The following is a 24,460-nucleotide window of genomic DNA, read 5'->3' as shown; positions in this document are numbered from 1 at the left end:
CTTCTATCTAATTTAACAATCTTCTAATTAGATACTTGTTAAATTACATAATAATGTCATCGTTCATGATTGTCAACAGAAGAAATAACCAGAAGATAGGTTCATCTTCTGGTTATTTATGTTGAGCGATCCATCACTCTTAAATAGCATCAAACCAAATCATCAATGCTGTATGACCAACTCGTCTAACTTTTCCCCATCGACATCATATGCCTGAAAGGTCAACGTGTCCGCTTGAATCGTAACCCCAGCAAACATCTGCTTCTGATTTTGAAAATGCACCTGATGATAGAATTGATCATCCTTCTTCTCATTGAACTTCTGTCCTGCTGTATTCGTAACAACATATACTGTCCCTTCACGATCGTTCACGATGTTTCCACCATCGCCAACTATCTTGCCATCTCTCAAAGGATAAGAACGAGAATACTCATGATTATGACCCTGTAATACAAGATCTACTTCGTACTGGTCGAAAATAGACACCCAATCTTCTACTTTATTATAGGTTTTACCGCCATAAGCTCCTCTGTGCATAGCTATAATTTTCCACGGCTTATCCGTCCCTGCGAGATCTTTCTTCAACCACTTCGTCTGCTCTTTAATATTAGACTCTGTATTCAATACAACAATGTGAGCGGAACCGTAATCGAATGAATAGGTTGTTCCGACTATAGATCCTTCTGCTCCATTATCAGGTAAATTGAAATGAGATGTATACCGGTCTGCTACACCATTCACTTCATCATGATTCCCCGTGACAGGCATGAATGGTACTCGTGTTAGCCACTTTGTCGCTTTTCCAAAGAAATGATCCCAAGCAACCTCATCCTCAGGTTCCTCTGTTAGATCGCCATTATGCACGATAAATTGAGCTGTTGGAAATATCTCAAAGGCTTTATTCAATGTCTTTCCCCACAGGTCAAAGTCCCCTTCTGTTATGCCCTGCGAATCTGTCACATTGACGAGCGTGAATTCGTCCATCTCCTTGGATTCCGTAGTGAAACTTGCCTGTGTGCTCCATTCATTGTCCTTTCCACTCCCAACACGATAAGAATAAACAGTTCCAGGTTCGAGTCCAGTCGCTTCAGCTTTGTGAGTACCTTGTACATGATTATTCCCCACATCCACTTTAGACGTCGATCCGGTAATCGTAATCACATCCTGTCCATCGAAGTCCCGATTTGAACCTTTTACTAGTTGTAATATTGAATCAGTATTAGGACTTTCCGTATACCAAGTAAATGCGCGACTCGTTAGTGCAGAGTGCTTCAATGTCATCACTAAAGACTTCGGTTTCTCGGACTGCCCTACCTTCATCCATTCCAACCCGACTACTATAATTAAGATTACTAAACCTATCAATCCGACCCAGATGAACTCTTTTCGCAACTTTACCTTTCCCCCTCCATAAATCCTCACTCACTTAATAATGAATATACATGTATTGCATATACGATACCTCTCAATGGCTCATAGAGTCAATTTCGCGTTATTTTACACCCTTTTGTTAACGCAATGTAAAAATTTTCAGTTTACATTCAGTTTACGCTCAGAGAAAAATCAGATTAGCTAGATACAATGAAATCAAGCGTAACGAAGAAACGAGGTGTGATTAACAATATGAATCTTAAATATCGTAATGAACTCAAGTATTTCATCAATCAACATCAGTACCAGATCATACGTCAAAGGTTGAAAAACTTGGTTAAACAAGATAAGCACGTTGGACCCAATGGAGAATATGCTATTCGGAGCTTGTACTTTGATGATATTAATAACAAGGCCCTTCATGAAAAGTTGGGTGGGATTAGTGACCGCGCCAAGTACCGGATTCGAATTTACAATAACGATGACACGGTTATTCATTTCGAGAAGAAAATCAAATTTAGAGATTATATCGCTAAATTGAAAGAACCACTGACAAGAGAAATAGCGGATGAACTCATATCAGGAAATTATGAAGTGCTACGACAGTCAGACAAGCCCTTACTTATTGAACTACATGAAGAGATGAAGAACAACTTACTACGTCCTAAGGTCATTGTGGATTATGTTCGAGAGCCTTTTATTTGTGTGAATGGAAATGTTCGCATTACATTTGATAAAGAACTTCGAACGGGGCTACATTCCGTGGATATATTCGATCCTGACTTACATTGTGTTCGTGCAATTGATGACAATCTGATTATTCTTGAGGTGAAATACGACGAGTATATTCCCGAATATATCAGAATAGCTCTACAGCTTGAAGGATTAAACAGACAATCCGCTTCGAAATATGTGATGTGTCGTAAGTTTCTAAAAACCAACTCTTGGGAGGATTATTAATGATGAGCGCAATAACAACAGCAGCTGCGGCTGCAGCACCAAATGATACAACGACTAATTTTACAGATATTCTAAAAAACTCGGTGACCGAGAACTTTGTATCTGATATTAGTATTTCCAAAATAATTATTACTATGGCGATTTCATTTATTATTGGCTTCTTTATCTATCTTCTTTATAAACGGGTATTCAGTGGTATTTTATATTCTAAAAGCTTCAATGTCTCTTTAATCGGGATGACGATGGTCACTTCGATGGTCATCATTGCTATTAATTCTAATCTAGTACTATCACTCGGTATGGTCGGCGCACTCTCCATTGTCCGCTTCAGAACACCTATTAAAGATCCTACAGATCTAATTTTCTTATTCTGGGCTGCAGCAGCCGGTATTGTATCTGGCGCTGGATTCTTCACTCTAGCAGCTATTGGTTCAATTATTGTTGGTCTAGTTATGTTCTTCTTTATCAAAAGAACGTCTGTCGAGACCCCTTATCTACTTGTCGTGAACTGTGACGGAGATACAAGCGAACTAGCTGTTCATAAACAACTAAATACATCCGTTAAACGATTTAATGTGAAACAAAAAACCGTAACGAATGGAAATATTGAAATGACATTGGAGATCCGTCTTCATGACAAAGAAGGAAGCTTTGTTAATCAACTTTCTGGTATTAGCGGCGTTAAGAATGCCGTACTTATTAGCTACAGCGGCGACTATGTATCTTAAGGATGGGAAGGTGTTTATAAGATGAAAGCACAAATGATGAAGCTTCTTCTATGCATCTGTTCTATCGTCACCATTATAGCCATGGTAGGGTGTGAAGCAACTACAACCTCCAGTAGCATAGAGAATTCCAAAGTTACGAGTACAACCGAAACATCGAAGGCAAATGACGATATAGCTACGAAGGTTTTCCCTAAGGATAAGATTATAGATGTCAAAATAACGATTGATAAAGATGATTTTCAAAGTATGATGGACAATGCTTCTGCGGAAGAGATTAAAACCGCATCTGTCGATTATAATGGCATGCATTACGATAATGTCGGTGTTCGTACGAAAGGAAATCTAAGCTTGCGAAGTGTAGTGAGTATGGACGATTCAGATAGATATAGTCTAAAACTCTCCTTTGATGAGTATTTATCCAGCCAGACTATTTTGGGTATCAGTAAAATAAATCTGAATAACGGCTACAGTGACGCCAGTTATATGAGAGAGTATCTGACTTACGAACTTGCGGAACAAATGGGACTCCCTACACCTGGATATTCATTTGTGAACGTTTATGTGAATGATGAGTTATATGGATTCTATTTAGCTGTGCAGCAAGTCGATGAACAGTATCTCGAATCTAATTTCGGCAACTCTTACGGAGCCTTATACAAAGGAGAGATGACTGGAACCGGAAGTGACCTTCTCTGGATTGATGATAAAGTATCGTCCTATACTGGCCTAGCCCAGAAATCCAAAACTTCCAATGACGATATTCTTATTGATATGTTAGATGAGTTGAATCACGGCACTGATTATGCGAAATATTTGGATGTTGAGGAATCCTTGAAATATGTTGCTCTGAATGTCCTGACTAACAATACTGATAGTTATATTGGTGGAAACAAACAAAATTATTATTTGTACGAAGATGACGGTGTATTCTCAGTTCTCCCTTGGGATTATAATATGGCATTTGGAGGATTAGGAAGTTCAACACTTCTAATCGATGAACCAACACAAGGCACCTTAGCTGAACGACCTTTGGTTGCCAAACTTCTTGCTGTTGATGAATACAAAGAAATGTATCATAACATCATTAAAGACGCGACTGAGGGCTACTTGTCTTCCGCTACATTTAAGGAACGAGTTGAGGAAGTCTCCGCTATGATCTCACCTTACGTGAAGGAAGATCCAAGTTCTTTCTATACTTATGAAGAGTATCAAAGCGCGGTACCGAAGCTCATATCAATTAATGACACGCAAGTCAGTAGTATAGATCAACAACTTGCCGGTACCATTGCTTCCTCAGGCGATGGGTCAGGAAGCGGCGGCGGTAAGGGTGGTGGCATGAGAGGTGGCGGCGGACGTGATTTGCCAGCCATGGCAGGCAATAATACACAAGCAACTCCAACTGAAGTAAATGCCCAAGCTGGGGAATTAGCTCCTACCGATGGTCAGAATGCTCAAGGTGCTCCAACTGCTCCTACCGATGGTCAGAATTTCCAAGGTGGTGGCTTCCCTGGAGGCGACATGGGCGGCGATAGACCCGATGGAATGGGTGGTGGTCGAGGCGGAATGGGTGGCGGAATAGGCGGTTTCGGAGAACAAAGTATTCAGCCACAAGGTTCTGTAAAAGAAGCCGTTACCGTTGGTATTACACTCATTGTACTTCTCCTTTCTGGGTTGTTCGTTACCTTCTATAAACGGAAAAGACTTTAACCTTAAACTTTAAAAGCTAAACATAACAAAAATAAGCCTGTATGGATGATGGTTACCATCAATCCGCACAGGCTTATTCTTATTAAATATACTTCCTCCGAAATTTCCAATTTTGCTATCTCTCTGCTATTCGCAAATTACTAACTCTTATCATTAAATGTATGGTTAATGAGTTGTACGAAGTCCACTTCGCTAAGACTATTTGCTCTATGAAACACAGAATCGAATTCCATGAAGCCTGTTATTTCGTTAGGAGTAACCACGCAATGCATACCTGCGGAGGCTGCCGCCCTTGCGCCATGAAGTGAATCTTCTATAGCTATCGCTTCATCCGCTTTAACTTGAAGACATGCTAAAGTCTGTATATATAATTCAGGATCAGGCTTTACATTGGTTACATGATCAGACGTCCGAATACACTCGAAATAATGTCGAATATTCAATTGATCTAAATATTTTCCTACCCATTTCATCGACGAGCTTGATGCCAAACCGATTCTAAGTCCAGCATCTTTGGCCGCTTCAAGATATTCTAATACACCAGGACGAACCTTCTCAAGTTCCATAAGTTTAGTATGACGTAGATCAACAGACTTTCGGAAGGAATCTTGGTCGATGGGAAGTTTCTTCTCTGTAATTAAATATTCATACGGATTAAAGCCATCTAGGCTAGTACCAATACACTGGGAATACAATTCACGTGTCAGGTCAACACCATATTCCATATACGCCTCTCTAAAAGCTATGTACCATGCCGTTTCAGTATCAATAATCGTACCGTCAAAATCAAAGATCAGTGCTTTAATCATAGATAAAATCGCCCCTTCTTCATTCAACTTCGAATATCCTTAACGAAAACATATATCCCCTGCTCAATCTTCGTAGATATTCGTCCTATTCCTACCTTCTTTTTTGGATTGATATAGAGCTTGATCTGCGAACTCTATCACCTTTTCCGGTCCACCTGACAAGGTATCAGATAAGGCTACTCCAATCGATATCGTAATCCCCTTACCACCGTTGGGACATTCCGATTCAGCTATCTTTTTACGCAAAAGTTCTGCCATATCCATCACAGATTGTCTTTCAGCATATTTAACTAAGATCCCGAATTCCTCTCCTCCATAACGAAAGCATACATCCCCAGGCGTAGCCACAAGCTTTAGTTGAGAAGCAACAAACTTTAATACCTCGTCTCCTCTAGCATGCCCATAAGTATCATTAATTTGTTTGAAATGGTCCATATCCACCAAAATCAGAGCAAATGGTATCTTCTCTTCATACCATTCTTGTATGTTTAAATCGAATGTCTTTCGATTAGATAGACCCGTCAATCCATCGATTTGAATTTCCTCATTTAATAAGTTTAAATATTTACCCATGCTTTTATGGAGCTGATTCACCTCATAGATAATAGATGATATCTTCGGTAACGAAGGTGGATTCGCTTTTTTAGAGTCAAACGCCTCTTCTGAGAACTGTGCAAGTCTGTATAGCGGTGTGGAGATATAATAAGAAACGCGCATTGCAATAAGTAATATGATAAGAAAAAGAGGAATATCCTTCATCAAGAAGCTGATTAACATTTCTCGTAATGGCTTATCCATGATAGCAGTAGGTGTTTGCGACACGATGACCCATTCACTAATAGGTTCATATGCAAATCCTGCAAAAAATGATTTCCCTTTTGAGTTAACGACCCTTTGAGAACCACTTTGTCCCGACAATCCTCTTTCAATCGCTTTATTATTCTTTACAATTTCATTAACACGTCCAATTACAGGATGATATATGAGTCTTCCTTGCTGATCTGACACATACACATAGGATCCATTCCCGTAGAAATGTTCCATTAACAACTTGCTTAATGCGTTATCCTCTTGAAGGTATAATGTCCCCCCAGCAAATCCTATGTAGGTTCCTCTATCATTATATATCGGTGCAGAGACCATGAGTATAAGACGTCCCGATACGGCCACATAGGGCTCAGAAATCATCGGTTTTCTAAGTAAAGAAGCTTGGAGAGATGCATCCGATGTTAAACGCGTTCCGACATTAACTCCCGTATCTCCCGGATTCACAAACCGTACCTCACGATTTGAATTGGATATAACGATAGAATTGAAATATTGATCATTACCCCTATACACAATATCTAGGTCCTTCTGTGAGAAGGACTCTTGTCCTGCTATCTCGGCAATGTACGAAATATTATTCTGCATCACATTCAATAAATCGCTAGTGTTAGAAGATAACTTTTGAGCATAGTTATGATTATTCTCCAGATAGCTGGAAGATAAGGAACTAATGTTACTTATATATGCCATATAACCACCTAGTACAGCAGTTATTAGTACAGATCCTATCACTAACATGCCAAGAATAGTACGAAGCTTAAACCCTTTATGTTTTCTCACGAAGTGACCTCTTTCATTGACTTAAGTACAAGTTATATACTATATGATATCTATATGAAAACAAATCTACTTTTCTAACTATCAAGTTAGCCCTTTAGTTGCGCCTCATATAAGCTGTTGTAAAACCCATGTTCTATAAGAAGTTCCTCATGCGTCCCCTGTTCAAGGAGATGCCCATCCTTCAATACTAGGATTTGATCGGCCTTCCGAATCGTGTTTAATCGATGTGCAATAACCAAGCTTGTACGACCCTTCATTAACCGCTGAAGGCCCTCTTGTATCTTAATCTCCGTCACCGTATCAATACTACTCGTTGCTTCATCTAGAATTAGAATCGAAGGATTAGCGAGAATGGCTCTAGCAATTGCGAGCAATTGCTTCTGCCCTTGGCTAATACCAGCGCCGCCCTGCTTAAGTACCTTATCATACCCTCCTCGCATCCGCTCGATAAACGAATGAGCATTAGCCATTCGGGCAGCCATCTCAACTTCTTCATCCGTTGCATCAAGCTTGCCGTATCGGATATTATCACGGATCGTACCTTCGAATAAGAAGGAATCTTGTAATACAAATGCCATATGAGAACGTAAATTTTCTCGCCGGATCGTTGTAATATCATGACCGTCAATCGTAATTGTCCCATGATCCAACTCATAGAATCGAGAAAGCAATTGGATTAGAGATGTTTTACCCGCTCCTGTGGGACCAACTAGCGCAATCATCTCTCCTGGCTCTGCCTTAAAACTGATATCAGACAACGTCTCTCTCCCTTGATCGTACGCAAACGACACGTGTGAAAAAATTACTGCCCCTTGTACTGCATTTAATGTGATTGCATCTTTCTCATCCTTCGCCTCTATTTCCTCGTCCAGAATTTCGAACACTCGCTCTGCTCCCGCAATCGCAGACAACATCGTATTCCATTGGTTGGCCAAGTCATTCAGAGGTCTTGTGAATTGTCTTGCGTACTCGACGAATATGACGATAACACCAATCGATATTGTCCCACGAATGGCTAATAATCCACCCACGCCAGCAATAAGGGCAAAACTCAAGTTATTGAGCGCATTCATCAACTTAGGAATAAACCCTGACATCGATTGAGCCCAGAACCCCGACTGCTTAATCATTTCATTACGTGTTCTAAATTCGTTAATAACTCTTTGCTCTTGAGAAAAAGCCTTTATAATCCGTTGACCTGATAATGTCTCCTCAACGAATCCGTTTAATTCGCCCAAATTCCGCTGTTGTTGCTTGAATAAAGGCCCTGTGCGCCATGTAATCCAACGCATACCTAATACCATTAATGGAACAACTAGAAATGTCAGTAAAGTCAATAACGGACTAAGCCATAGCATAACGATGATCGTCCCCACTAACGTAAGTACACTAGAGAATACTTGAATAACAGAGCTATTCAAAGTTGAGCTCACGTTATCTATATCATTGGTAACCCTACTCATTAACTCCCCTTGCTGACGTTTCCCGAAGAAAGGGATCGGCAAGCGATGTAAATGTTGGACAAGGTCTACCCTCATTCGATATACCGTCTCCTGTGCAATTCCAATCATCCAAATATTTTGCAACCATAACGTTAGCGACTGCAGCCCATACACGATTCCAAGTCCACCGAGAAAATACAACCAGGATCGATCTGCTGGGCGTTCGATAAATGTATCTATAGCTGTTCCAATCATAAAGGGTCCGAGTAGTGCCAATGCTGAGCTTAGAAGTACCATAAGAAGCACTAATATGAGCCGACCTTTTCGATGAGAAAGATAGATCCATAACCTTCTCAGTGTTCCCGACACATCTTTTGCTTTACGTTTAACTCGCTTTCCCGAAGCGGTAGTGTCAGTTCCTTTGGACCTCTGGATCGCCCCTGGTCGTGGATAGCGGAATGGTTCACTTAACTCCTTCCACATGACTATCCCTCCTACTCTCGAACTGAGATTCATAAATTCGTTGATATAGAGCACAATCTGCAATTAATTCCTCATGACTTCCCTGCGCAAGTAAGGAGCCATCTTCCAATAATAGAATGAGATCTGCGTGAAGCGTAGAACTAATCTTTTGTGTAATAAGAAATGTGGTACATGAGATGTTCCTCAATGCTTGTAGTAATGAAGCTTCCGTTCGCACATCTAATGCGCTAGTGCTATCGTCAAGTAATAATATGCATGGTTTACGAACCAGCGCCCTAGCAATCGTCAATCGCTGTTTCTGTCCACCTGAGAGATTGACACCCTTTTGCCCTAAGATCGTGTCATACCCCAACGGGAACTGAATGATCGTATCATGAATTTGCGCTAATTTCGCTGCTTCAATGATCTCATCGAGAGTCGCATCCTCTTTGCCCCAAGCGATATTCTCACGAATGGTACCTGTGAAGAGAATAATCTCCTGAGGCACATAACCGATTGAATCACGTAAATACTCTGTGTTCAGGGTCGATATATCGGTACCATCGATCTTAATTACCCCTGCATTCTGCTCATATAGTCGCGGGATAAGTCCCACAAGTGAAGTTTTCCCAGCTCCCGTCGCTCCCATAATAGCAACTGTTGTGCCTGGCTTAGTCTCAAATGAAATATCATGCAGTACAGCAGCTGCAGTATCCGGATACTGGAAAGTCACATGCTCAAACGTCACAGCACCATTCATCGTATATGTAGTCAGATTCCCGTCTGTCACGCCCAAGAGATTACTATCTGTCTCGAGTGCATCAGCAATACGTTGAGCCGATGCACGAGCTCTTGAGAAGTTAACAACAATCATAGAGAATACGGATAAAGCACCTGTCGTTCGTAACGAGTAGTTAACGATAGCTACTACTTCCCCCATAGTTGCTTCCCCGAGGCTAATCTTTACCTGTCCGAACCATAACACTGCCAATATACCCGCATTCATGATCAAAAGAATAATAGGCATCGTTAGTTCTGTTAGTCGTAGAGCAGTAATCGTCCGAACCATCAGTTCCTGACTTGAACGTGCAAATCGCTCCGTTTCAAATTTCATACGTCCATAGACTCGAATCAACCGCATACCGATCAAATTCTCCTGAATTACGCCATTTGCAGTATCCAATTTCACTTGAACCATTCGAAACAGATTCCCTGCCTTCTTAACTACCACCAATAAAAAGATAAGTAATACTGGAACCGTTAGCGTCAATAATAGAGCAAGCTTTGCATGAACAACAAATGCCATTACCACGCTACCGATCACAAGTAGAGGTGCCCTCATCATAATTCTGAGCCCCATAAATACAGTATTCTGTAGCTGTGTAACATCATTGGTCAATCTTGTAATCAAGGAGGAGGCCGCAAAGCGGTCAAATACAGATAGTGAATACGATTGTACTTTTTCATATAACTGCTCCCTCAAGTCATATGCAAATCCTTGACTCACATGGGAAGCATAAAAAGAACTTAAAATGCCAGAAACAAAGGCAATAATAGAACAAACAGCCAAGAAACCACCCCATTGCAACACAATGGAAAGATCACCATTTCTAATTCCACCATCAATCATTTTGGAAATAATTAAGGGTTGTATTAATTCAACTGAAAGCTCAATTAACATCATTAATATGGCTGCAATGGTAGATATTCGATACTTTTTCAGATAAAACAGACATGTAACCATCACTATACCCCCATATCCCCAACTCACGTTCACAATTATACCAACTCAAATATGACTTATTATAACAAATTAAAGCCGCAACTGCTTGGGTATGCTATTCCAATGAAGGACGAATAAGAAGCCAAAAATGTAAGTAAATAGCGAATTCTCCGTAATTCAGAGCTTGTCAAATGTGTCGATTAAAGAAACTTTTGTGAAATAATGAACATTCTATGAACGAGCCAAAAACAGCGTCAATACAGTGATCTATGTCATATCAATGCTCCCTTGTAACAATTTCATCACACTTTGTTAAATAGTTAGACAATAATTAACAATAATATGGTAAAAGAGCAATGTTTTGGGTTTTGCTTTATCTGAAAGGTATTCCTAATATAGAACTATGATTGTTTATAAGGTTTATCCGTAATCAGTTTAAATGCAGTTCATAAAGGAAGGAGTTCATCATGAAAAAAAGAGGATCATTATTAGTACTATTCATGAGCCTTGTGTTGCTCTTGTCTGGATGTAGTTCAATCACAGTATTGGATCCTAAGGGTCCTGCTGCAAGAACATTATCCGATACGATTCTTTTCTCAATTGCCATGATGGCAGGCGTACTACTGGTAGTATATGTTCTTTATGTCGTGTTCTTGGTTAAATACAGAGGATCGAAGACGAAAGACGACTACATGCCTCCACATGAGGAAGGAAACAAATGGCTAGAAGCGATTTGGATCACAATTCCAATCATCATTGTAGCTGTTCTTTCTGTAGTAACCGTGCAGTCAACAGGCGCAGTTGAAAAGGTAGCCGCAGGTTATGAAGATCAAAAACCTTTGGTTATTTATGCATCTTCATCTAACTGGAAGTGGCATTTCAGCTATCCAGAGGAAGGGATTGAAACAGTCAATTATCTGAACATCCCTGTTAATCGTCCTATCGAATTACGCTTGTATTCATTTGGTCCGATCACAAGCCTCTGGATACCTCAATTAGCCGGACAGAAATATGCAATGAGTGACATGGTTAACACCTTGAATTTAGTTGCCGATGAACAAGGCTCTTATCTAGGTCGAAATTCTAACTTCAGTGGACAGGGTACTGCACACATGGAGTTTGAAACACTTGCCATGAGTCCTAAGGAGTATGGTAAATGGGTTGATGAAGTTAAAACGACAGCCTCTAAATTGGATGAAACAGAATTTAAAACGCTGCTTTCAACCTCCTATGTAGGTCGCAAAACATTCTCAAGTACACATCTCTCCTTTAGTCCAGCTCCAGGAGATCATTCCGATCATATGAAACACACAGATATGGAGAATGGTAACAAAGAGCATCAGGAGAACAAAGCAGAACATCCGGTTCCAGCTAATCCTGAAGAAACAAAATTCGATGCTATACCAAATGTAAATCCGAACGAACCGTTACCTCAATCACCAGCAGAGGACAGCACCGAAGATATCGATCATACAAGTCATAAAGGGAAATAAGAGCATTTATTTTCCTGCACAAATTAATTGCTTATTATATAACCTGAAAGGAGTCAAATCCTAATGAAATGGGACGAATTTTTCGTTACCGGTGAACCAATGATTTACGGCGCAATGGCTAGTATTGTTCTTGTTACCATTGCGATTATCGTCGGTCTTACCTACTTTAAGAAATGGGGTTACCTATGGCGTGAATGGCTAACCACTGTTGACCATAAACGCATCGGAGTAATGTACATTATTTCCGCTCTGATCATGTTGTTCCGTGGTGGTGTCGATGCCATGTTGATGAGGGCTCAGACCGCCGTTCCAGAGAATAAACTTCTGGATGCACAACATTACAACGAGATCTTTACGACTCATGGTCTGATTATGATTCTATTTATGGCTATGCCATTTATTATTGGAATTATGAACGTCGTTGTTCCTCTACAGATTGGAGCAAGAGACGTTGCATTCCCACGTTTGAATGCCATTAGTTTCTGGCTATTCTTCACAGGAGCCATGTTATTAAATCTTTCGTTTGTTATCGGAGGATCTCCTGACGCAGGTTGGTCAGCTTATTTCCCACTTGCAAGTCTAGAGTTCAGTCCTACGGTAGGAAATAACTATTACTCTCTAGCTCTACAAATCTCAGGGATTGGTACATTGTTGACAGGGATTAACTTCATTGTAACCATACTTAAGATGCGTGCACCTGGCATGAAGCTTATGCGTATGCCAATGTTTACGTGGTCTTCTCTGATCACAAGTGTTATCATCGCATTCGCATTCCCAGTACTTACTGTTGCGCTTGCTTTAATGATGTTTGATCGCATTTTTGGGTCACAATTCTTCACCATGTCCAATGGTGGGATGGATATGTTATGGGCCAACCTATTCTGGGTATGGGGACATCCTGAAGTATATATCGTTATACTTCCTGCATTCGGGATATACAGTGAAATTATCGCAACATTCTCGAAGAAGAACCTATATGGTTATACGTCCATGGTCGTTAGTATGGTCGTAATATCACTCTTGTCCTTCTTAGTATGGGCGCATCACTTCTATACGATGGGTCAAGGGGCTATGGTTAACGGATTCTTCTCCATTACAACCATGGCGATATCCGTTCCTACGGGAGTTAAGATCTTTAACTGGCTATTCACCATGCGCAAGGGTAAGATTACCTTTACGACGCCTATGCTTTACTCATTAGCCTTTATTCCAATCTTCACAATCGGTGGTGTTACGGGTGTCATGTTGGCTATGGCCAGTGCCGATTATCAATACCATAATACAATGTTCTTAGTAGCCCATTTCCATTACGTTCTAATTCCAGGTACAGTCTTTGCCGTTATTGCCGGCTTCCATTATTGGTTCCCGAAAGTATTCGGCTTCAAGCTTAATGAACGTCTTGGGAAACACGCCTTCTGGTGGATCGCTATTTCCTTTAACGTAACATTCTTCCCACTGTTCTTCCTAGGTTTACAAGGAATGACACGTCGGATGTACACCTATTCGGCAGAAACAGGTTTTGGTCCACTTAACTTAATATCGTTTGCCGGCGCCTTAGGCCTTGCCTTCGGTTTCATTATTCTGGTATATAACATTTACTATAGTATTCGTTACAGCCCACGTGAAACGGACGGAGATCCATGGGATGCACGTACGCTTGAATGGGCAACAAGTAGTCCAATTCCTGCATACAACTTCGCTGTAACTCCAAATGTTAAGGGTAGAGATGCGTTATGGTCCGCTAAGCACGATAACCAACCTATCTTCGACGGTAAGATTGAACCGATCCATTTACCAAGTAATAGTGGCAAACCAGTTATTCTTGGTGGTGTGTTCTTCGTCTTTGGGTTCGCATTGGTATTTAGCTGGTGGATTCCAGCCATTATCTCTGGAATTGCTATTCTGATCGTGTTAGCTTCAATGTCCTTCGATAGAGATCATGGAATTACCGTGTCTGTCGAAGAAATTATGGAAACAGAAAAGAAATTGCGGGGTGAAACGCTATGAAAATAGATGCCACTAAACCGCTTGAATACGGGTCAGAAGAAAACAGTAATAAAATCTTCGGATTTTGGATCTTTTTAGGAGCAGAAATTGCTCTTTTCTCCACCCTATTCACCGTTTATTTCGTTTTAGTGAATCGTTATGCAACAGGTCCAAATGGTACAGAATTATTTGAACTATCAGGTGTTCTATGGGAAACTTTCTTGCTACTTTCAAGTAGTTTTACCATCGGTCTTGCGGTTCATAGTATGCGACTTGGTTTGAAGAAGCCGATGATGATCTTTTTCGGACTTACCTTACTCATGGGTCTTGGATTCCTTGGAATTGAGATTACTGAATTCTTCACCTATGTTCACGAGGGAGCTACCATATCGACAAGTGCCTTTACATCTAGCTTGTTCGTATTACTAGGTACACATGGAGCTCACGTTAGCTTTGGTATATTATGGGGAGCGTCTATTTTACTCCAAGTCAAGAGACAGGGCTTTACACTGGCTACTGCCAATAAATCCTTTATCTTCTCTCTTTACTGGCATTTCCTAGACGTTGTATGGATCTTTATCTTTAGTTTCGTTTACCTGAAAGGACTGATGTAACATGATGAAACAGCTATTTCCAATTCGCCATGTAATGGGCTATCTAACCTCCCTCATCCTTTCAGCCCTTGCATTAACAGCTTTACTTGATATTCCTTTTGCTTCTAAGATGGCAATCTTAGCAGTTACTGCCATCATTCAGGCTTCCTTGCAGCTGTTTGTATTCATGCACATTAGTGAAATGGCTAGTACAAAAAAAGAACTTTACCTCAATATCGCTTATGCACTGTTTGTTGGTCTGGTTACACTCTTCGGATCGATGTTCATATTCGTATGGGGCTGGTATAGTTAATTAAGAATGTATTATAATGAAAAATGCAGCTTCTCCTACAATGTTGTAGGCAAGCTGCATTTTTCATTACACAATTAAATGGTGAGGATTGATGCACATGGAATTTACAGCGGAACAAGTCGCTGAATGGATGCTTAGTGAATTAAAGGACTCCGGTAAATTAATACAACCCGAGGCTGTTAAGCATATTTTAGAACATTTTGGAGAACCTTTTATTTATGTCAATGACAATGGGAACCAATCCATATCCAAGGATGTAAAGAAGGCTTTTAAAAAGTTACATGCTGGACGAGCAGCTTGGGATCGTGAAGGATTCTTCTGGTATTGGACCTAATACATTAGAACTTAATACAGATGCAACAAGGGTGCTGGAAATATTCCAGCACCCTTGTGATTCATTTACTGCAATAACCATAATGCTGGTACATTGGATGGCTCCCACCTTAACCCTGACTCAAAAGTTTAATCGTAATATTAGAAGGATCCTTCACAAACCATCCACCATCTATATATTTCACACTTATCCCTGCATCCTTCAACTGAACGATCACATTGTCTAGTTCCTCATGATTAGGAAGGACTAATGTGAAGTAATCTAGACCTACCGCATCATGCGGTGCAGGTGGAGCACCAACACCTGCCCAAGTGTTTAAGCCAATATGGTGATGGTATCCTCCTGCAGAAATGAATAATGCCATAGATCCATAGTGCGCAGTAACATCAAAACCCAGAATACCACAATAAAATGCCTCTGTCTTTTGTAGATCAGACACATGAAAATGTACATGTCCCATGATCGTATCTTCAGATAACCCGCTCCAAGTCTTGCCTTCAGAGATCGCAAGTAAACCATCTATATCGACTGGATCAGTTGCCATTACAACCTCGCCATCAGCACCATGTTTCCAAGTTTCTTTTGGTCTGTCCGCATAAATCTCAATACCATTGTTGTCCGGATCATTAATGTACAATGCCTCGCTTACAAGATGGTCTCCTTGACCCACACCTATGTTGAACTTAATCAAATTACGCAACGATAATCCTAGTGATACTCGATCTGGTACCAGAATTGCAAAATGGTACAACCCAGCAACCGTTCTTTCTGGTAGTATCACCGCATTCTCGATTTGTTCTAATATTAATAATGGTTGTTTACCGTCTACTGTAAGTTCAGCGATATTCTCCGTTTGACTTAAGATTCGTAACCCAACTACCTCGGTATAAAAAGCTACTGAACGTTTAAGATCGCTGATTTTAATTTTCACAAGTCCAATCTGAGTACTTGGATGTATTTGCTTTGTCATAAGTATCTTCCTTTCGATAATAGCTATAGTGTATATATCAGAATTATATTTGTAATAGAAATATATTTTTCGTATAATAAATTTATCACGAGTGTTTTGCCAAGTCAATAACTGTTTGATATTATTAAAAAAAGTGCTCGACTAGGAGAGATTACATTGGATATCGGTTCTAATATTCGGTCCATTCGCAAAAGAAAAAATTGGTCTATTCAGCAAATATGCGAACGAACTGGATTATCACAAGGATTTATGAGTCAAGTCGAGAACAATAAAACTTCCCCTTCCATAACCACATTAGATAGCATCGCACAGGCTCTTAACGTACCGCTTGCATTTCTGCTATTAAAGAACGATGAACGAATGCATATCATCCGTAAAGATGAGCGGCGCAAGACGATACATGGTAAGGAAAACTTCCATGTTGAGCATCTAAGTGATCGTGGCAATGTGCGTATGATGCTTGTAGAAATGCCCGCGGGTGCGTCGACAGAAGATGCTCATGCCCATGCTGGTGAAGAACTTCATTTCATCATACAGGGCACTTTATTCATCGAACAAGGTGAGGATTCTGCCACGCTGAGCACCGGTGATTCTTTTAGTTGGAAAGCCTGTGTACCTCATTATGTCAAAAATATTGGTGATGAACCTGCCATTGTATTAATCTCTATCAGTATCGATTCTGATTAGCGACGCATATTTACAATTAAGTATGACCTATTTAATACATATTTACTTATTTGTAAATTGTGTTATATTTGATGGGTTATGAATTGAATAAGACCTTGTATTTCACTAGGGGAGTCTAACGACTGAGATGGAACTTAACGTTCCGGACCCTTGGAACCTGATCTGGATGATACCAGCGGAGGGAAGTGGAACGAAATCTTCAACTCGTGCATATTCTTGCTGATTGAATTTTTGGACCCACTTTTTCCTTATCGGAAATGGTTGGGTCTTTATTTGTTTGCAGAAAGCGAGGCGATCATGTCCATCTTATCTCTACACAATTTAACATACTCTTATTCTCAGTCACACGAATCAGCCATCATTCAAGGACTCTCTATGAATGTTCATGCTGGTGAATTCATTTCTATTATTGGCGTTAGCGGTTCAGGAAAGAGCACTCTTTTCAAGCTCATTGCTGGACTTCTAGAACCTAACTGCGGTGAAATACGGATACATGGTGAGAAATGCACAACGAATCGCTTAGGTGAAGTTGCATATATGCCTCAGAAGGACCTCCTCCTACCCTGGAGAACGGTTCTAGATAATTGCTTACTCCCATGGGAATTCAATCGCAAACCTTCCAGAGGGCACAAAGAAGAGGTCATAGCTAGCATTCAGAGAATGCTAGCACGATTCGGTCTAGGGAATTACGAACATTGCTATCCTAATGAATTATCAGGGGGGATGCGGCAACGTGTCGCTTTTCTTAGAACGCTCATAACGGGTCAAGATCTTTTGTTATTAGATGAGCCTTTCGGCGCCCTTGACGCTATGACCAAAAGAGAGATGCACCGCTGGTTACTGGGTTTATGGGGTGATCTGCATAAGACTATTCTCTTCATTACACATGATCTCGAAGAGGCGATTCTATTGAGTGATCGAATCTACCTCCTACCCTCTGAGCATAATCAAACTGTTCAAGAGATCCACGTAAATTTACCGAGGCCGCGGCAATACGCGATGAACTACGACCCTCACTTTATTCAGTTGAGGAAAGACTTGGAGCAGAGACTATATGAGAAGACCTCTATTTAAACAGTGGGCTCATGATTATGGGTGGTCCGTACTTCTATTACTAATACTTCTAGTCTCTTGGGAAGCAGTTGTCGCTTTAGGATGGGTCCCCTCTTTTATTATCCCAGCGCCTACCTCGATTATCCAAGCGTTGATTAAAGACAGCCCTTTATTAATTGGTCAGCATTTAATTGCGACTTTAGAGGAAGTTTCTTTAGGGTTTCTACTATCTGTTATTGTGGGCGTTATGCTAGCGGTGGGCATGCATATTTTCCGTCCACTTGAGAAGACACTCTATCCTTTCCTCATTATTAGTCAGACCATCCCTTTAATCGCTCTATCTCCTATCTTCATCATGTGGTTCGGTTACAGCATTTGGAGTAAAGTAGCGGTGGTCTTCCTGACTGCATTCTTTCCGATTGTAGTGAGTACATACGACGGCCTCAAGAAGGGCGATGGCGATTATACCGAGTTACTCTTGACCATGGGGGCCAACCGCTGGGATATATTTCGAACCATTGAGATTCCGATGGCCTTGCCTTCCTTCTTCTCAGGATTGAAGCTATCTATCGTATATTGCGTCGTAGGCGCTACGATTGGCGAATGGTTAGGCGGTACGAAGGGTTTAGGTTACTTCAGCCGACGGATGGCGAGCAATATGCACACAGATGCCATGTTCGCGTCCATACTGTTACTTTCTTTACTTGGTATTTCCCTATTTATGATGATTGTAATTATGGAGAAACAAATTCTTAAGAGAAGAGGATCAACGAAATGACCCCAACAAAGAACTCAATAAATTCAACGAAATCCATGATTTCCATATTACTTGTATTCCTACTACTATCACTAACAGCTTGCAGTAGCCGAGCTAACTCAAATCAAGTCTCTGTTCAGCCCCCTACTTCTTCTGAAAAAGAACTTCAAGAACTCTCGATCATGCTCGATTGGTATCCAAATGCTGTTCACTCTTTCTTGTATTCAGCACAAAAGAATGGATATTTCGCAAAACAAGGATTAGAAGTAAACATTCAAATGCCTGCAGAAACCAACGACTCTTTAAAGCTAGTGGCTGCTGGAAAAGTCGATCTAGCCCTTAGCTATCAACCTCAAGTCCTTATGGCCCGTGGAGAAAATATTCCCGTTAAATCAATAGCTGCTATCGTTAGACATCCCCTTAATCATCTTATGGTGCCTGTTGGTGGAAAGGTCAAATCGCCTAAAGATCTAATCGGTGCAAACGTCGGATACTCTTCCATTCCTTTATATGAAGCTATGGTACATACGATGATTAAGAACGATGGAGGCGCCTCTGAGAACGTCAATATGATCGATGTAGGCTATGATCTGATTCCTGCCATTGCAACATCCAAGGTTGATGCGATCATGGGTGGTTTCATTAATCATGAACAACTGATCCTAGCTAAGCAAGGTCACCCTATGGTCTCTCTAAATCCAACGGAATATGGTGTACCCGATTATTATGAGCTTGTACTCGTCGCTAGCGACCAAGGCTTGAAAGACAAGACAGAATTACTTACCAAGTTTGTTACAGCCATTCGAGAAGGACAACAATATGTACAACAGCACCCTGACCAAGCGCTATCCGTTCTTTTCGAACATGAAGATCAAACATCACCTCTAGACAAAGAAATAGAAACGAAGAGTTTACAGATTCTATTACCCCTTATGGATGCTATGGATCAACCTTTCGGATATCAAGCACCAGTATCATGGGAGAACGTTAATCAATGGCTCATGACGAATAAGCTATTATCGAATTCGATTAACACTAACGATGCATTTATCAATCTCTAATTCAATCCAAGGAGGAATTCAATCATGACCTTTCTACAAAAATTACGTAACAAGAATCCACTTGTACACAACATCACCAATGCTGTTGTTACCAATTTCACAGCCAATGGGCTACTAGCCTTGGGTGCCTCTCCTTTTATGGCAGATGGTATTGAAGAAGTAGCAGATATAGCTACGATCGCAGATGCTGCGCTTTTTAACATGGGAACTCTCAATGAAAGTATTGTGAACTCCATCCTCATTGCAGGTAAATCATCAAATGAGCGCAACGTGCCCATCGTATTTGATCCAGTCGGTGCAGGCGCTACTTCCTATCGTACAGCTATAGCACAACTAATAACTCAGGAAATCAAGCTTACCGTCCTACGTGGGAATGTTGCTGAGGTAGCCCATGTTATTGGTGAGAACTGGTCCATTAAAGGCGTTGATGCAGGTGCCGGTGAAGGTAACGTGATTCAACTCGCGCAAAAAGCATCTCAAACGTTAGGTTGTATTGTTGTAATTACGGGTGCGGATGATGTGATTACGGACGGACATACGACTTATCTCGTGAGTAATGGCCACCCGATTATGACAAAAGTGACGGGCTGCGGTTGTTTACTTGGATCTGTAATCGCTGCTTTTTTAAGTGTGGGTCAACAACAAGCCCTTGAATCTGTTACCGAGGCCGTTGCATTCTATGGTATCGCCGCAGAAATCGCTGCTGAGAAGACAGTTGCTCAAGGACCTGGTAGTTTTCAGATTGAATTCCTGAATCAATTAGCATTGGTTACCCCAGAAGTTGTCCAACAAAGATCAAATATTCACAAGGTCACATCATGACTATATTTAAAGCTTTGACTATAGCAGGTTCTGACAGTGGTGGTGGTGCTGGCATCCAGGCAGATTTAAAGACATTTCAAGAACTAGGCGTGTATGGAATGACTACAGTCACAGCTATCACTGCGCAGAACACGTTAGGCGTTCAAGGGGTCTTTCCCTCAAGCGCAGATGCCATTGCAATGCAATTAGACTCCATCGGTAGTGATTTAGCTCCTGATGCAGTGAAGACGGGGATGTTATTTAGTAAAGAGATTATTCGTATCGTAGCTGACAAAGTACGGCATTATCATTGGCGGAACTTAGTTATTGACCCTGTCATGGTCGCCAAAGGTGGCTCCCCTCTTTTGCAACAAGAAGCCGTTCAATCCGTCATTACAGATCTACTCCCCCTTGCTCTAGTCACTACGCCCAACTTACCCGAAGCAGAAATCCTAACCGGAATGTCTATTCGAACTTTGAGTGATCGAGAAGAAGCAGCCAAAGTCATCGTTCAGATGGGTAGTCAATATGTTGTTATGAAAGGCGGACACGATGCTTCAACGGATCAAATCATAGACCTACTCTATGACGGAGAGAATTATCTCTATATGGAGAACTTACGAATTGAGACGAGACATACTCATGGTACAGGATGCACCTACTCAGCTGCGATAACAGCAGAATTAGCAAAAGGAAAATCTGTGCATGAAGCCGTTCAAATAGCTAAATTATTCATCCAATCGGCGATTGAGGATCAACTAGGAATGGGATCGGGTCATGGACCTACGAACCATTTTGCTTATCAGAGAAGACAGCGAGGTGAAATACATGTCTAGTATTCATGCAGAGATCATTCGAAAGCATCTTAAGCTCTATTTCATCATGGGGAGTATTAACTGTCAGAGGCACCCCGTGGACGTATTGTCTGAGGCGATTGCAGGAGGAATTACTTTATTTCAATATCGTGAAAAAGGTCCTGGTGCTCTAAAGGGTCAAGCTAAGCTTGAATTAGCCCAGCAGCTTCTGAAGTTATGCCGGGAACATCATATCCCTTTCATCGTGAATGATGATATCAATTTAGCTATCGCAATTAGGGCAGATGGAGTCCATGTTGGGCAGGATGATGAATCTGCAAGCATTATACGTAAACAACTAGGCTCACATGCCATCATCGGTGTCTCTGCTCATACGATATCCGAGGCTGAACAAGCCATACAAGATGGAGCTAACTACTTGGGAATAGGTCCGATCTATCCAACACAATCCAAACCGGATGCTAAGGCAGTTCTAGGTACTCGCCTTATTCAAAAGTTACGCATTAAGGGTATTGATATTCCCCTAGTAGGCATTGGGGGCATCACCATCGATAATGCTGCAGATGTCATCCAGGCTGGCGCAGATGGTATATCTGTCATCTCAGCCATTGCTAGCGCAGCTTCCGTTAGAAATGCAACAGCACTTTTCAATCAAAATTTAAATATTTAACTTGTTATACCAATACAGCAGAAAAAGGGTACTCAATGTATGTTAAAGTACCCTTCTATCGCTACTAATGATAATAGACGTAGACAATTATTCATTTATTCGTACATTCGTTTCATAATTCAATTCATTCAGTTCACTTATTTTACTCAATATGATCCATATGAACTCATCAGATAATCATGTACATCTCTTCAGAACGCCAGTAATTGTTCTTCACATTCCTATTTCAAAAGATCCGCAGGATACTTAACTCCCATCTGTCTTCTAACTTCCTCCATTATTTCCGCAACGGCTAACGAGTTGGCTAAAGTATTTACAGAACTTTCTCGTTGACCAAGCTGAATTAATTCTATAAATTCTTGAATCTCATAATACATCGGTTTATGTATATCTGGTTGGTTTAGATCTTCAATCGTACCATCCCCATAATGAATTTTAACATCTTCTGGTGAGCTGATTTTATCAATAACCATCGTCCCATTCTCACCCTGAATTTCTATAGGTAAAAAAGAATCCGCTATTTTGGAATGCATGATAACAGCGTCCATCTTCCCATATTGCATGACCATACTTCCTTCTCCATCAGCCCCAGTTGATAGTAATACACCCGTAGCTTTAACAGATTGAGGCTTACCGAAAAGAGTCACCATTGGATAGATACAGTAGACACCCAAATCCATTAAAGAACCATTGGAATAAGATAGATTGAAGACATTTGGAATATTCCCCTTCTCTAGTTCCTCGTAACTTGAAGAATAACGACAGAAACTTGCGAAATAGCGACGTATCCTACCAATCTTATATAAGTTGTCCTTCATTATTTTAAAAGACGGCATGAGTGTCGATTTCATAGCCTCCATCAAGAGAACATCATTCTTCTGTGCTGTATCAATCATTTCTTGCATCTCTCTCACATTCGATGCCATAGGCTTCTCACATAAGACATGTTTACCATGATTCATACATATAATTGCTTGCTTCGCATGGGATGAATTCGGACTCGCAATATAGACAGCGTCTATTTCATTACTTGAGACCATCTCTTCCAAGTTTGTATAGACCATTGGAATATTATATTTAGTAGCAAATACGTTACCTTTCTCTTCTGTTCGAGAGTAGATGGCACTCAAGGTAAATTCCTCCGACTCCCTTCCAGCTAGAATGAACCGTTCCGTTATCCAACTGGTTCCAATGATTCCAAATCGTATCACAGTGATCACCGCTTCCTTTTCTTATAAGATCATATTCATACTCCATTTGTATACACAGTAAGTTTTGTACCACATACATTTTGATATTTCAAAAGAGCTGTTCCCCCTAGTATAAGGGTTCCATCCTTTGTATATAAGTAAGCTAATATAATTACCAAAAAAGAGGATGCCCTACTCAGGTATCCTCCTTATATTCAAGTATAGTAATTGTATCAATATTATGGCGAAATAGGAACCGTCATTTCCATCTCTTTAATATACTCTTTCATCATACTTCTCTGACTATTACCATGGCTCACTCCCATTATCCTTGGTCATATAAAGCTATGTCGTATTTATACTAGGCTTCGACGTACTTGGTTAAACAAAAAGAGCCACGAATTTTCGCAGCTCTTTTTGTTTATTACTTATTCATTTACTTATGAATCATTAAGCGGGTGATGGGAATCGAACCCACGCTATCAGCTTGGAAGGCTGAAGTTCTACCATTGAACTACACCCGCATACTTAAAATATCGGGACGACACGATTTGAACATGCGACCCCCTGGACCCAAACCAGGTGCTCTACCAAGCTGAGCTACGTCCCGATGCTTTGAAATAGATATTCGGTAATGATACCTTTATGCTACTTCGATAAAAAATGGTGCGCGTGGAGGGACTTGAACCCCCACGTCGTGAAACGCTAGATCCTAAGTCTAGTGCGTCTGCCAATTCCGCCACACGCGCACAATGAAAAATATGGTGGGACATGAAGGGCTTGAACCTTCGACACCCTGATTAAGAGTCAGGTGCTCTACCAACTGAGCTAATGTCCCTTAGTAAAAATGGCGGAACCGACGGGATTCGAACCCGCGATCTCCTGCGTGACAGGCAGGCATGTTAGGCCAACTACACCACGGTTCCA

The 24,460-nt window shown here is 40.9% G+C and carries 22 protein-coding genes, 5 tRNA genes and 1 riboswitch; of the genes, 15 read left to right on the top strand and 12 right to left on the bottom strand.

Features of this window, described 5'->3' with window-relative positions; all coding sequences use genetic code 11:
• Positions 1 to 162: 162 nt before the first annotated feature.
• Positions 163 to 1,392 carry a purple acid phosphatase family protein gene (locus BW961_RS10815; RefSeq protein ID WP_076576807.1) on the bottom strand — a complete coding sequence of 410 codons (1,230 nt, stop codon included), beginning with the start codon at positions 1,390 to 1,392 and terminating at the stop codon, positions 163 to 165.
• A gap of 231 nt (positions 1,393 to 1,623) precedes the next feature.
• Here BW961_RS10815 and BW961_RS10810 point away from each other — a divergent pair, with 231 nt between their 5' ends.
• From BW961_RS10810 to BW961_RS10800, 3 genes are read left to right on the top strand one after another with little or no spacing between them, the layout of a single operon-like run.
• Entirely contained in the window at positions 1,624 to 2,331 is a 708-nt protein-coding gene (locus BW961_RS10810; RefSeq protein WP_068586734.1) for a polyphosphate polymerase domain-containing protein, read from the top strand.
• Positions 2,331 to 3,059, top strand: coding sequence for a DUF4956 domain-containing protein (locus tag BW961_RS10805; RefSeq protein ID WP_068586732.1), 729 nt, complete (start codon positions 2,331 to 2,333; stop codon positions 3,057 to 3,059). The genes BW961_RS10810 and BW961_RS10805 overlap by 1 nt, the downstream gene beginning before the upstream one ends.
• A gap of 21 nt (positions 3,060 to 3,080) precedes the next feature.
• Complete coding sequence (locus tag BW961_RS10800) at positions 3,081 to 4,766, top strand: CotH kinase family protein (RefSeq protein WP_068586729.1); 1,686 nt, start codon at positions 3,081 to 3,083, stop codon at positions 4,764 to 4,766.
• Between the two features lie 140 nt (positions 4,767 to 4,906).
• On the opposite strand, the gene BW961_RS10795 is transcribed toward BW961_RS10800, so the two are convergent.
• The 4 genes from BW961_RS10795 to BW961_RS10780 form a co-directional block, all read right to left on the bottom strand.
• Positions 4,907 to 5,602 carry an HAD family hydrolase gene (locus BW961_RS10795; protein ID WP_244555932.1) on the bottom strand — a complete coding sequence of 232 codons (696 nt, stop codon included), beginning with the start codon at positions 5,600 to 5,602 and terminating at the stop codon, positions 4,907 to 4,909.
• Between the two features lie 36 nt (positions 5,603 to 5,638).
• On the bottom strand, positions 5,639 to 7,183 hold the full coding sequence (locus tag BW961_RS10790) for a sensor domain-containing diguanylate cyclase (RefSeq protein WP_170878554.1): 1,545 nt from the start codon (positions 7,181 to 7,183) through the stop codon (positions 5,639 to 5,641).
• A gap of 86 nt (positions 7,184 to 7,269) precedes the next feature.
• Positions 7,270 to 9,108: an ABC transporter ATP-binding protein gene (locus BW961_RS10785; RefSeq protein WP_068586725.1), complete on the bottom strand. Its 1,839-nt coding sequence runs from the start codon at positions 9,106 to 9,108 to the stop codon at positions 7,270 to 7,272.
• A complete protein-coding gene (locus tag BW961_RS10780; protein WP_068586721.1) occupies positions 9,089 to 10,831 on the bottom strand; it encodes an ABC transporter ATP-binding protein in 1,743 nt (580 codons plus the stop codon). Before BW961_RS10780 ends, BW961_RS10785 begins: the two co-directional genes overlap by 20 nt.
• Before the next feature lie 446 nt (positions 10,832 to 11,277).
• On the opposite strand from BW961_RS10780, the gene qoxA reads away from it, so the two are divergent.
• The 5 genes from qoxA to BW961_RS10755 all read left to right on the top strand — a co-directional run bounded on the left by qoxA (position 11,278) and on the right by BW961_RS10755 (position 15,529).
• Positions 11,278 to 12,303: a cytochrome aa3 quinol oxidase subunit II gene (gene qoxA / locus BW961_RS10775; protein ID WP_068586718.1), complete on the top strand. Its 1,026-nt coding sequence runs from the start codon at positions 11,278 to 11,280 to the stop codon at positions 12,301 to 12,303.
• 63 nt (positions 12,304 to 12,366) lie between these two features.
• The gene (qoxB, locus tag BW961_RS10770) at positions 12,367 to 14,310 is read left to right on the top strand and encodes a cytochrome aa3 quinol oxidase subunit I (protein WP_068586714.1); all 1,944 of its coding nucleotides are present in this window, start codon (positions 12,367 to 12,369) and stop codon (positions 14,308 to 14,310) included.
• Positions 14,307 to 14,903: a cytochrome (ubi)quinol oxidase subunit III gene (locus tag BW961_RS10765; RefSeq protein ID WP_068586711.1), complete on the top strand. Its 597-nt coding sequence runs from the start codon at positions 14,307 to 14,309 to the stop codon at positions 14,901 to 14,903. Before qoxB ends, BW961_RS10765 begins: the two co-directional genes overlap by 4 nt.
• A gap of 4 nt (positions 14,904 to 14,907) precedes the next feature.
• A complete protein-coding gene (gene qoxD, locus BW961_RS10760) occupies positions 14,908 to 15,195 on the top strand; it encodes a cytochrome aa3 quinol oxidase subunit IV (RefSeq protein ID WP_068587323.1) in 288 nt (95 codons plus the stop codon).
• A 97-nt stretch (positions 15,196 to 15,292) separates the two neighbouring features.
• Positions 15,293 to 15,529, top strand: a complete 237-nt coding sequence (locus BW961_RS10755) for a DUF6953 family protein (RefSeq protein WP_068586708.1) — start codon at positions 15,293 to 15,295, stop codon at positions 15,527 to 15,529.
• A 109-nt stretch (positions 15,530 to 15,638) separates the two neighbouring features.
• Here the strand turns inward: BW961_RS10755 and BW961_RS10750 are convergent, their stop codons facing one another.
• Complete coding sequence (locus tag BW961_RS10750) at positions 15,639 to 16,499, bottom strand: VOC family protein (protein WP_068586705.1); 861 nt, start codon at positions 16,497 to 16,499, stop codon at positions 15,639 to 15,641.
• A gap of 156 nt (positions 16,500 to 16,655) precedes the next feature.
• Between BW961_RS10750 and BW961_RS10745 the strand changes: the two genes are divergently transcribed.
• The 7 genes from BW961_RS10745 to thiE all read left to right on the top strand — a co-directional run bounded on the left by BW961_RS10745 (position 16,656) and on the right by thiE (position 22,343).
• Positions 16,656 to 17,186: a helix-turn-helix domain-containing protein gene (locus BW961_RS10745; RefSeq protein WP_068586703.1), complete on the top strand. Its 531-nt coding sequence runs from the start codon at positions 16,656 to 16,658 to the stop codon at positions 17,184 to 17,186.
• Positions 17,187 to 17,283: 97 nt separating this feature from the next.
• Positions 17,284 to 17,387, top strand: a riboswitch (TPP riboswitch).
• A gap of 96 nt (positions 17,388 to 17,483) precedes the next feature.
• Positions 17,484 to 18,260 carry an ABC transporter ATP-binding protein gene (locus BW961_RS10740; protein WP_068587322.1) on the top strand — a complete coding sequence of 259 codons (777 nt, stop codon included), beginning with the start codon at positions 17,484 to 17,486 and terminating at the stop codon, positions 18,258 to 18,260.
• The gene (locus BW961_RS10735) at positions 18,241 to 19,017 is read left to right on the top strand and encodes an ABC transporter permease (protein WP_068586700.1); all 777 of its coding nucleotides are present in this window, start codon (positions 18,241 to 18,243) and stop codon (positions 19,015 to 19,017) included. Before BW961_RS10740 ends, BW961_RS10735 begins: the two co-directional genes overlap by 20 nt.
• Complete coding sequence (locus BW961_RS10730; protein ID WP_139331611.1) at positions 19,014 to 20,057, top strand: ABC transporter substrate-binding protein; 1,044 nt, start codon at positions 19,014 to 19,016, stop codon at positions 20,055 to 20,057. Before BW961_RS10735 ends, BW961_RS10730 begins: the two co-directional genes overlap by 4 nt.
• 24 nt (positions 20,058 to 20,081) lie before the next feature.
• Positions 20,082 to 20,879 (top strand): hydroxyethylthiazole kinase, encoded by a 798-nt coding sequence (gene thiM, locus BW961_RS10725; protein WP_068586697.1) that lies wholly within the window; start codon positions 20,082 to 20,084, stop codon positions 20,877 to 20,879.
• A complete protein-coding gene (gene thiD, locus BW961_RS10720) occupies positions 20,876 to 21,694 on the top strand; it encodes a bifunctional hydroxymethylpyrimidine kinase/phosphomethylpyrimidine kinase (RefSeq protein WP_068586695.1) in 819 nt (272 codons plus the stop codon). Before thiM ends, thiD begins: the two co-directional genes overlap by 4 nt.
• Positions 21,687 to 22,343: a thiamine phosphate synthase gene (gene thiE / locus BW961_RS10715; RefSeq protein ID WP_068586691.1), complete on the top strand. Its 657-nt coding sequence runs from the start codon at positions 21,687 to 21,689 to the stop codon at positions 22,341 to 22,343. Before thiD ends, thiE begins: the two co-directional genes overlap by 8 nt.
• Before the next feature lie 221 nt (positions 22,344 to 22,564).
• On the opposite strand, the gene BW961_RS10710 is transcribed toward thiE, so the two are convergent.
• The 6 genes from BW961_RS10710 to BW961_RS10685 form a co-directional block, all read right to left on the bottom strand.
• Positions 22,565 to 23,551, bottom strand: a complete 987-nt coding sequence (locus BW961_RS10710; protein WP_068587318.1) for a Gfo/Idh/MocA family protein — start codon at positions 23,549 to 23,551, stop codon at positions 22,565 to 22,567.
• 435 nt (positions 23,552 to 23,986) lie between these two features.
• Positions 23,987 to 24,057: transfer RNA gene (locus BW961_RS10705), tRNA-Gly, on the bottom strand.
• Positions 24,058 to 24,069: 12 nt separating this feature from the next.
• A tRNA-Pro gene (locus tag BW961_RS10700) sits at positions 24,070 to 24,143 on the bottom strand.
• A 54-nt stretch (positions 24,144 to 24,197) separates the two neighbouring features.
• A tRNA-Leu gene (locus BW961_RS10695) sits at positions 24,198 to 24,282 on the bottom strand.
• A gap of 13 nt (positions 24,283 to 24,295) precedes the next feature.
• Positions 24,296 to 24,371: transfer RNA gene (locus tag BW961_RS10690), tRNA-Lys, on the bottom strand.
• Positions 24,372 to 24,381: 10 nt separating this feature from the next.
• Positions 24,382 to 24,459: transfer RNA gene (locus tag BW961_RS10685), tRNA-Asp, on the bottom strand.
• Position 24,460: the final 1 nt, after the last annotated feature.

The organism is Paenibacillus macquariensis (assembly GCF_900156375.1).
GTDB classification, from domain to species: domain Bacteria; phylum Bacillota; class Bacilli; order Paenibacillales; family Paenibacillaceae; genus Paenibacillus_AQ; species Paenibacillus_AQ macquariensis.
The sequence above is the reverse complement of the archived record's forward strand: the minus strand, read 5'-3'. Positions and strand labels throughout refer to the sequence as shown.

Bases quoted from the DNA above. Each gene is read 5' to 3' on its own strand.
- BW961_RS10800 (WP_068586729.1), top strand. From the start codon at position 3,081: ATGAAAGCACAAATGATGAAGCTTCTTCTATGCATCTGTTCTATCGTC.
- BW961_RS10750 (WP_068586705.1), bottom strand. From the start codon at position 16,499: ATGACAAAGCAAATACATCCAAGTACTCAGATTGGACTTGTGAAAATT.
- BW961_RS10735 (WP_068586700.1), top strand. From the start codon at position 18,241: ATGAGAAGACCTCTATTTAAACAGTGGGCTCATGATTATGGGTGGTCC.
- BW961_RS10805 (WP_068586732.1), top strand. From the start codon at position 2,331: ATGATGAGCGCAATAACAACAGCAGCTGCGGCTGCAGCACCAAATGAT.
- qoxA (WP_068586718.1), top strand. From the start codon at position 11,278: ATGAAAAAAAGAGGATCATTATTAGTACTATTCATGAGCCTTGTGTTG.
- BW961_RS10780 (WP_068586721.1), bottom strand. From the start codon at position 10,831: ATGGTTACATGTCTGTTTTATCTGAAAAAGTATCGAATATCTACCATT.
- thiD (WP_068586695.1), top strand. From the start codon at position 20,876: ATGACTATATTTAAAGCTTTGACTATAGCAGGTTCTGACAGTGGTGGT.
- qoxD (WP_068587323.1), top strand. From the start codon at position 14,908: ATGAAACAGCTATTTCCAATTCGCCATGTAATGGGCTATCTAACCTCC.
- BW961_RS10785 (WP_068586725.1), bottom strand. From the start codon at position 9,108: ATGTGGAAGGAGTTAAGTGAACCATTCCGCTATCCACGACCAGGGGCG.
- qoxB (WP_068586714.1), top strand. From the start codon at position 12,367: ATGAAATGGGACGAATTTTTCGTTACCGGTGAACCAATGATTTACGGC.
- BW961_RS10730 (WP_139331611.1), top strand. From the start codon at position 19,014: ATGACCCCAACAAAGAACTCAATAAATTCAACGAAATCCATGATTTCC.
- BW961_RS10810 (WP_068586734.1), top strand. From the start codon at position 1,624: ATGAATCTTAAATATCGTAATGAACTCAAGTATTTCATCAATCAACAT.
- BW961_RS10755 (WP_068586708.1), top strand. From the start codon at position 15,293: ATGGAATTTACAGCGGAACAAGTCGCTGAATGGATGCTTAGTGAATTA.
- BW961_RS10740 (WP_068587322.1), top strand. From the start codon at position 17,484: ATGTCCATCTTATCTCTACACAATTTAACATACTCTTATTCTCAGTCA.
- BW961_RS10765 (WP_068586711.1), top strand. From the start codon at position 14,307: ATGAAAATAGATGCCACTAAACCGCTTGAATACGGGTCAGAAGAAAAC.
- thiM (WP_068586697.1), top strand. From the start codon at position 20,082: ATGACCTTTCTACAAAAATTACGTAACAAGAATCCACTTGTACACAAC.
- thiE (WP_068586691.1), top strand. From the start codon at position 21,687: ATGTCTAGTATTCATGCAGAGATCATTCGAAAGCATCTTAAGCTCTAT.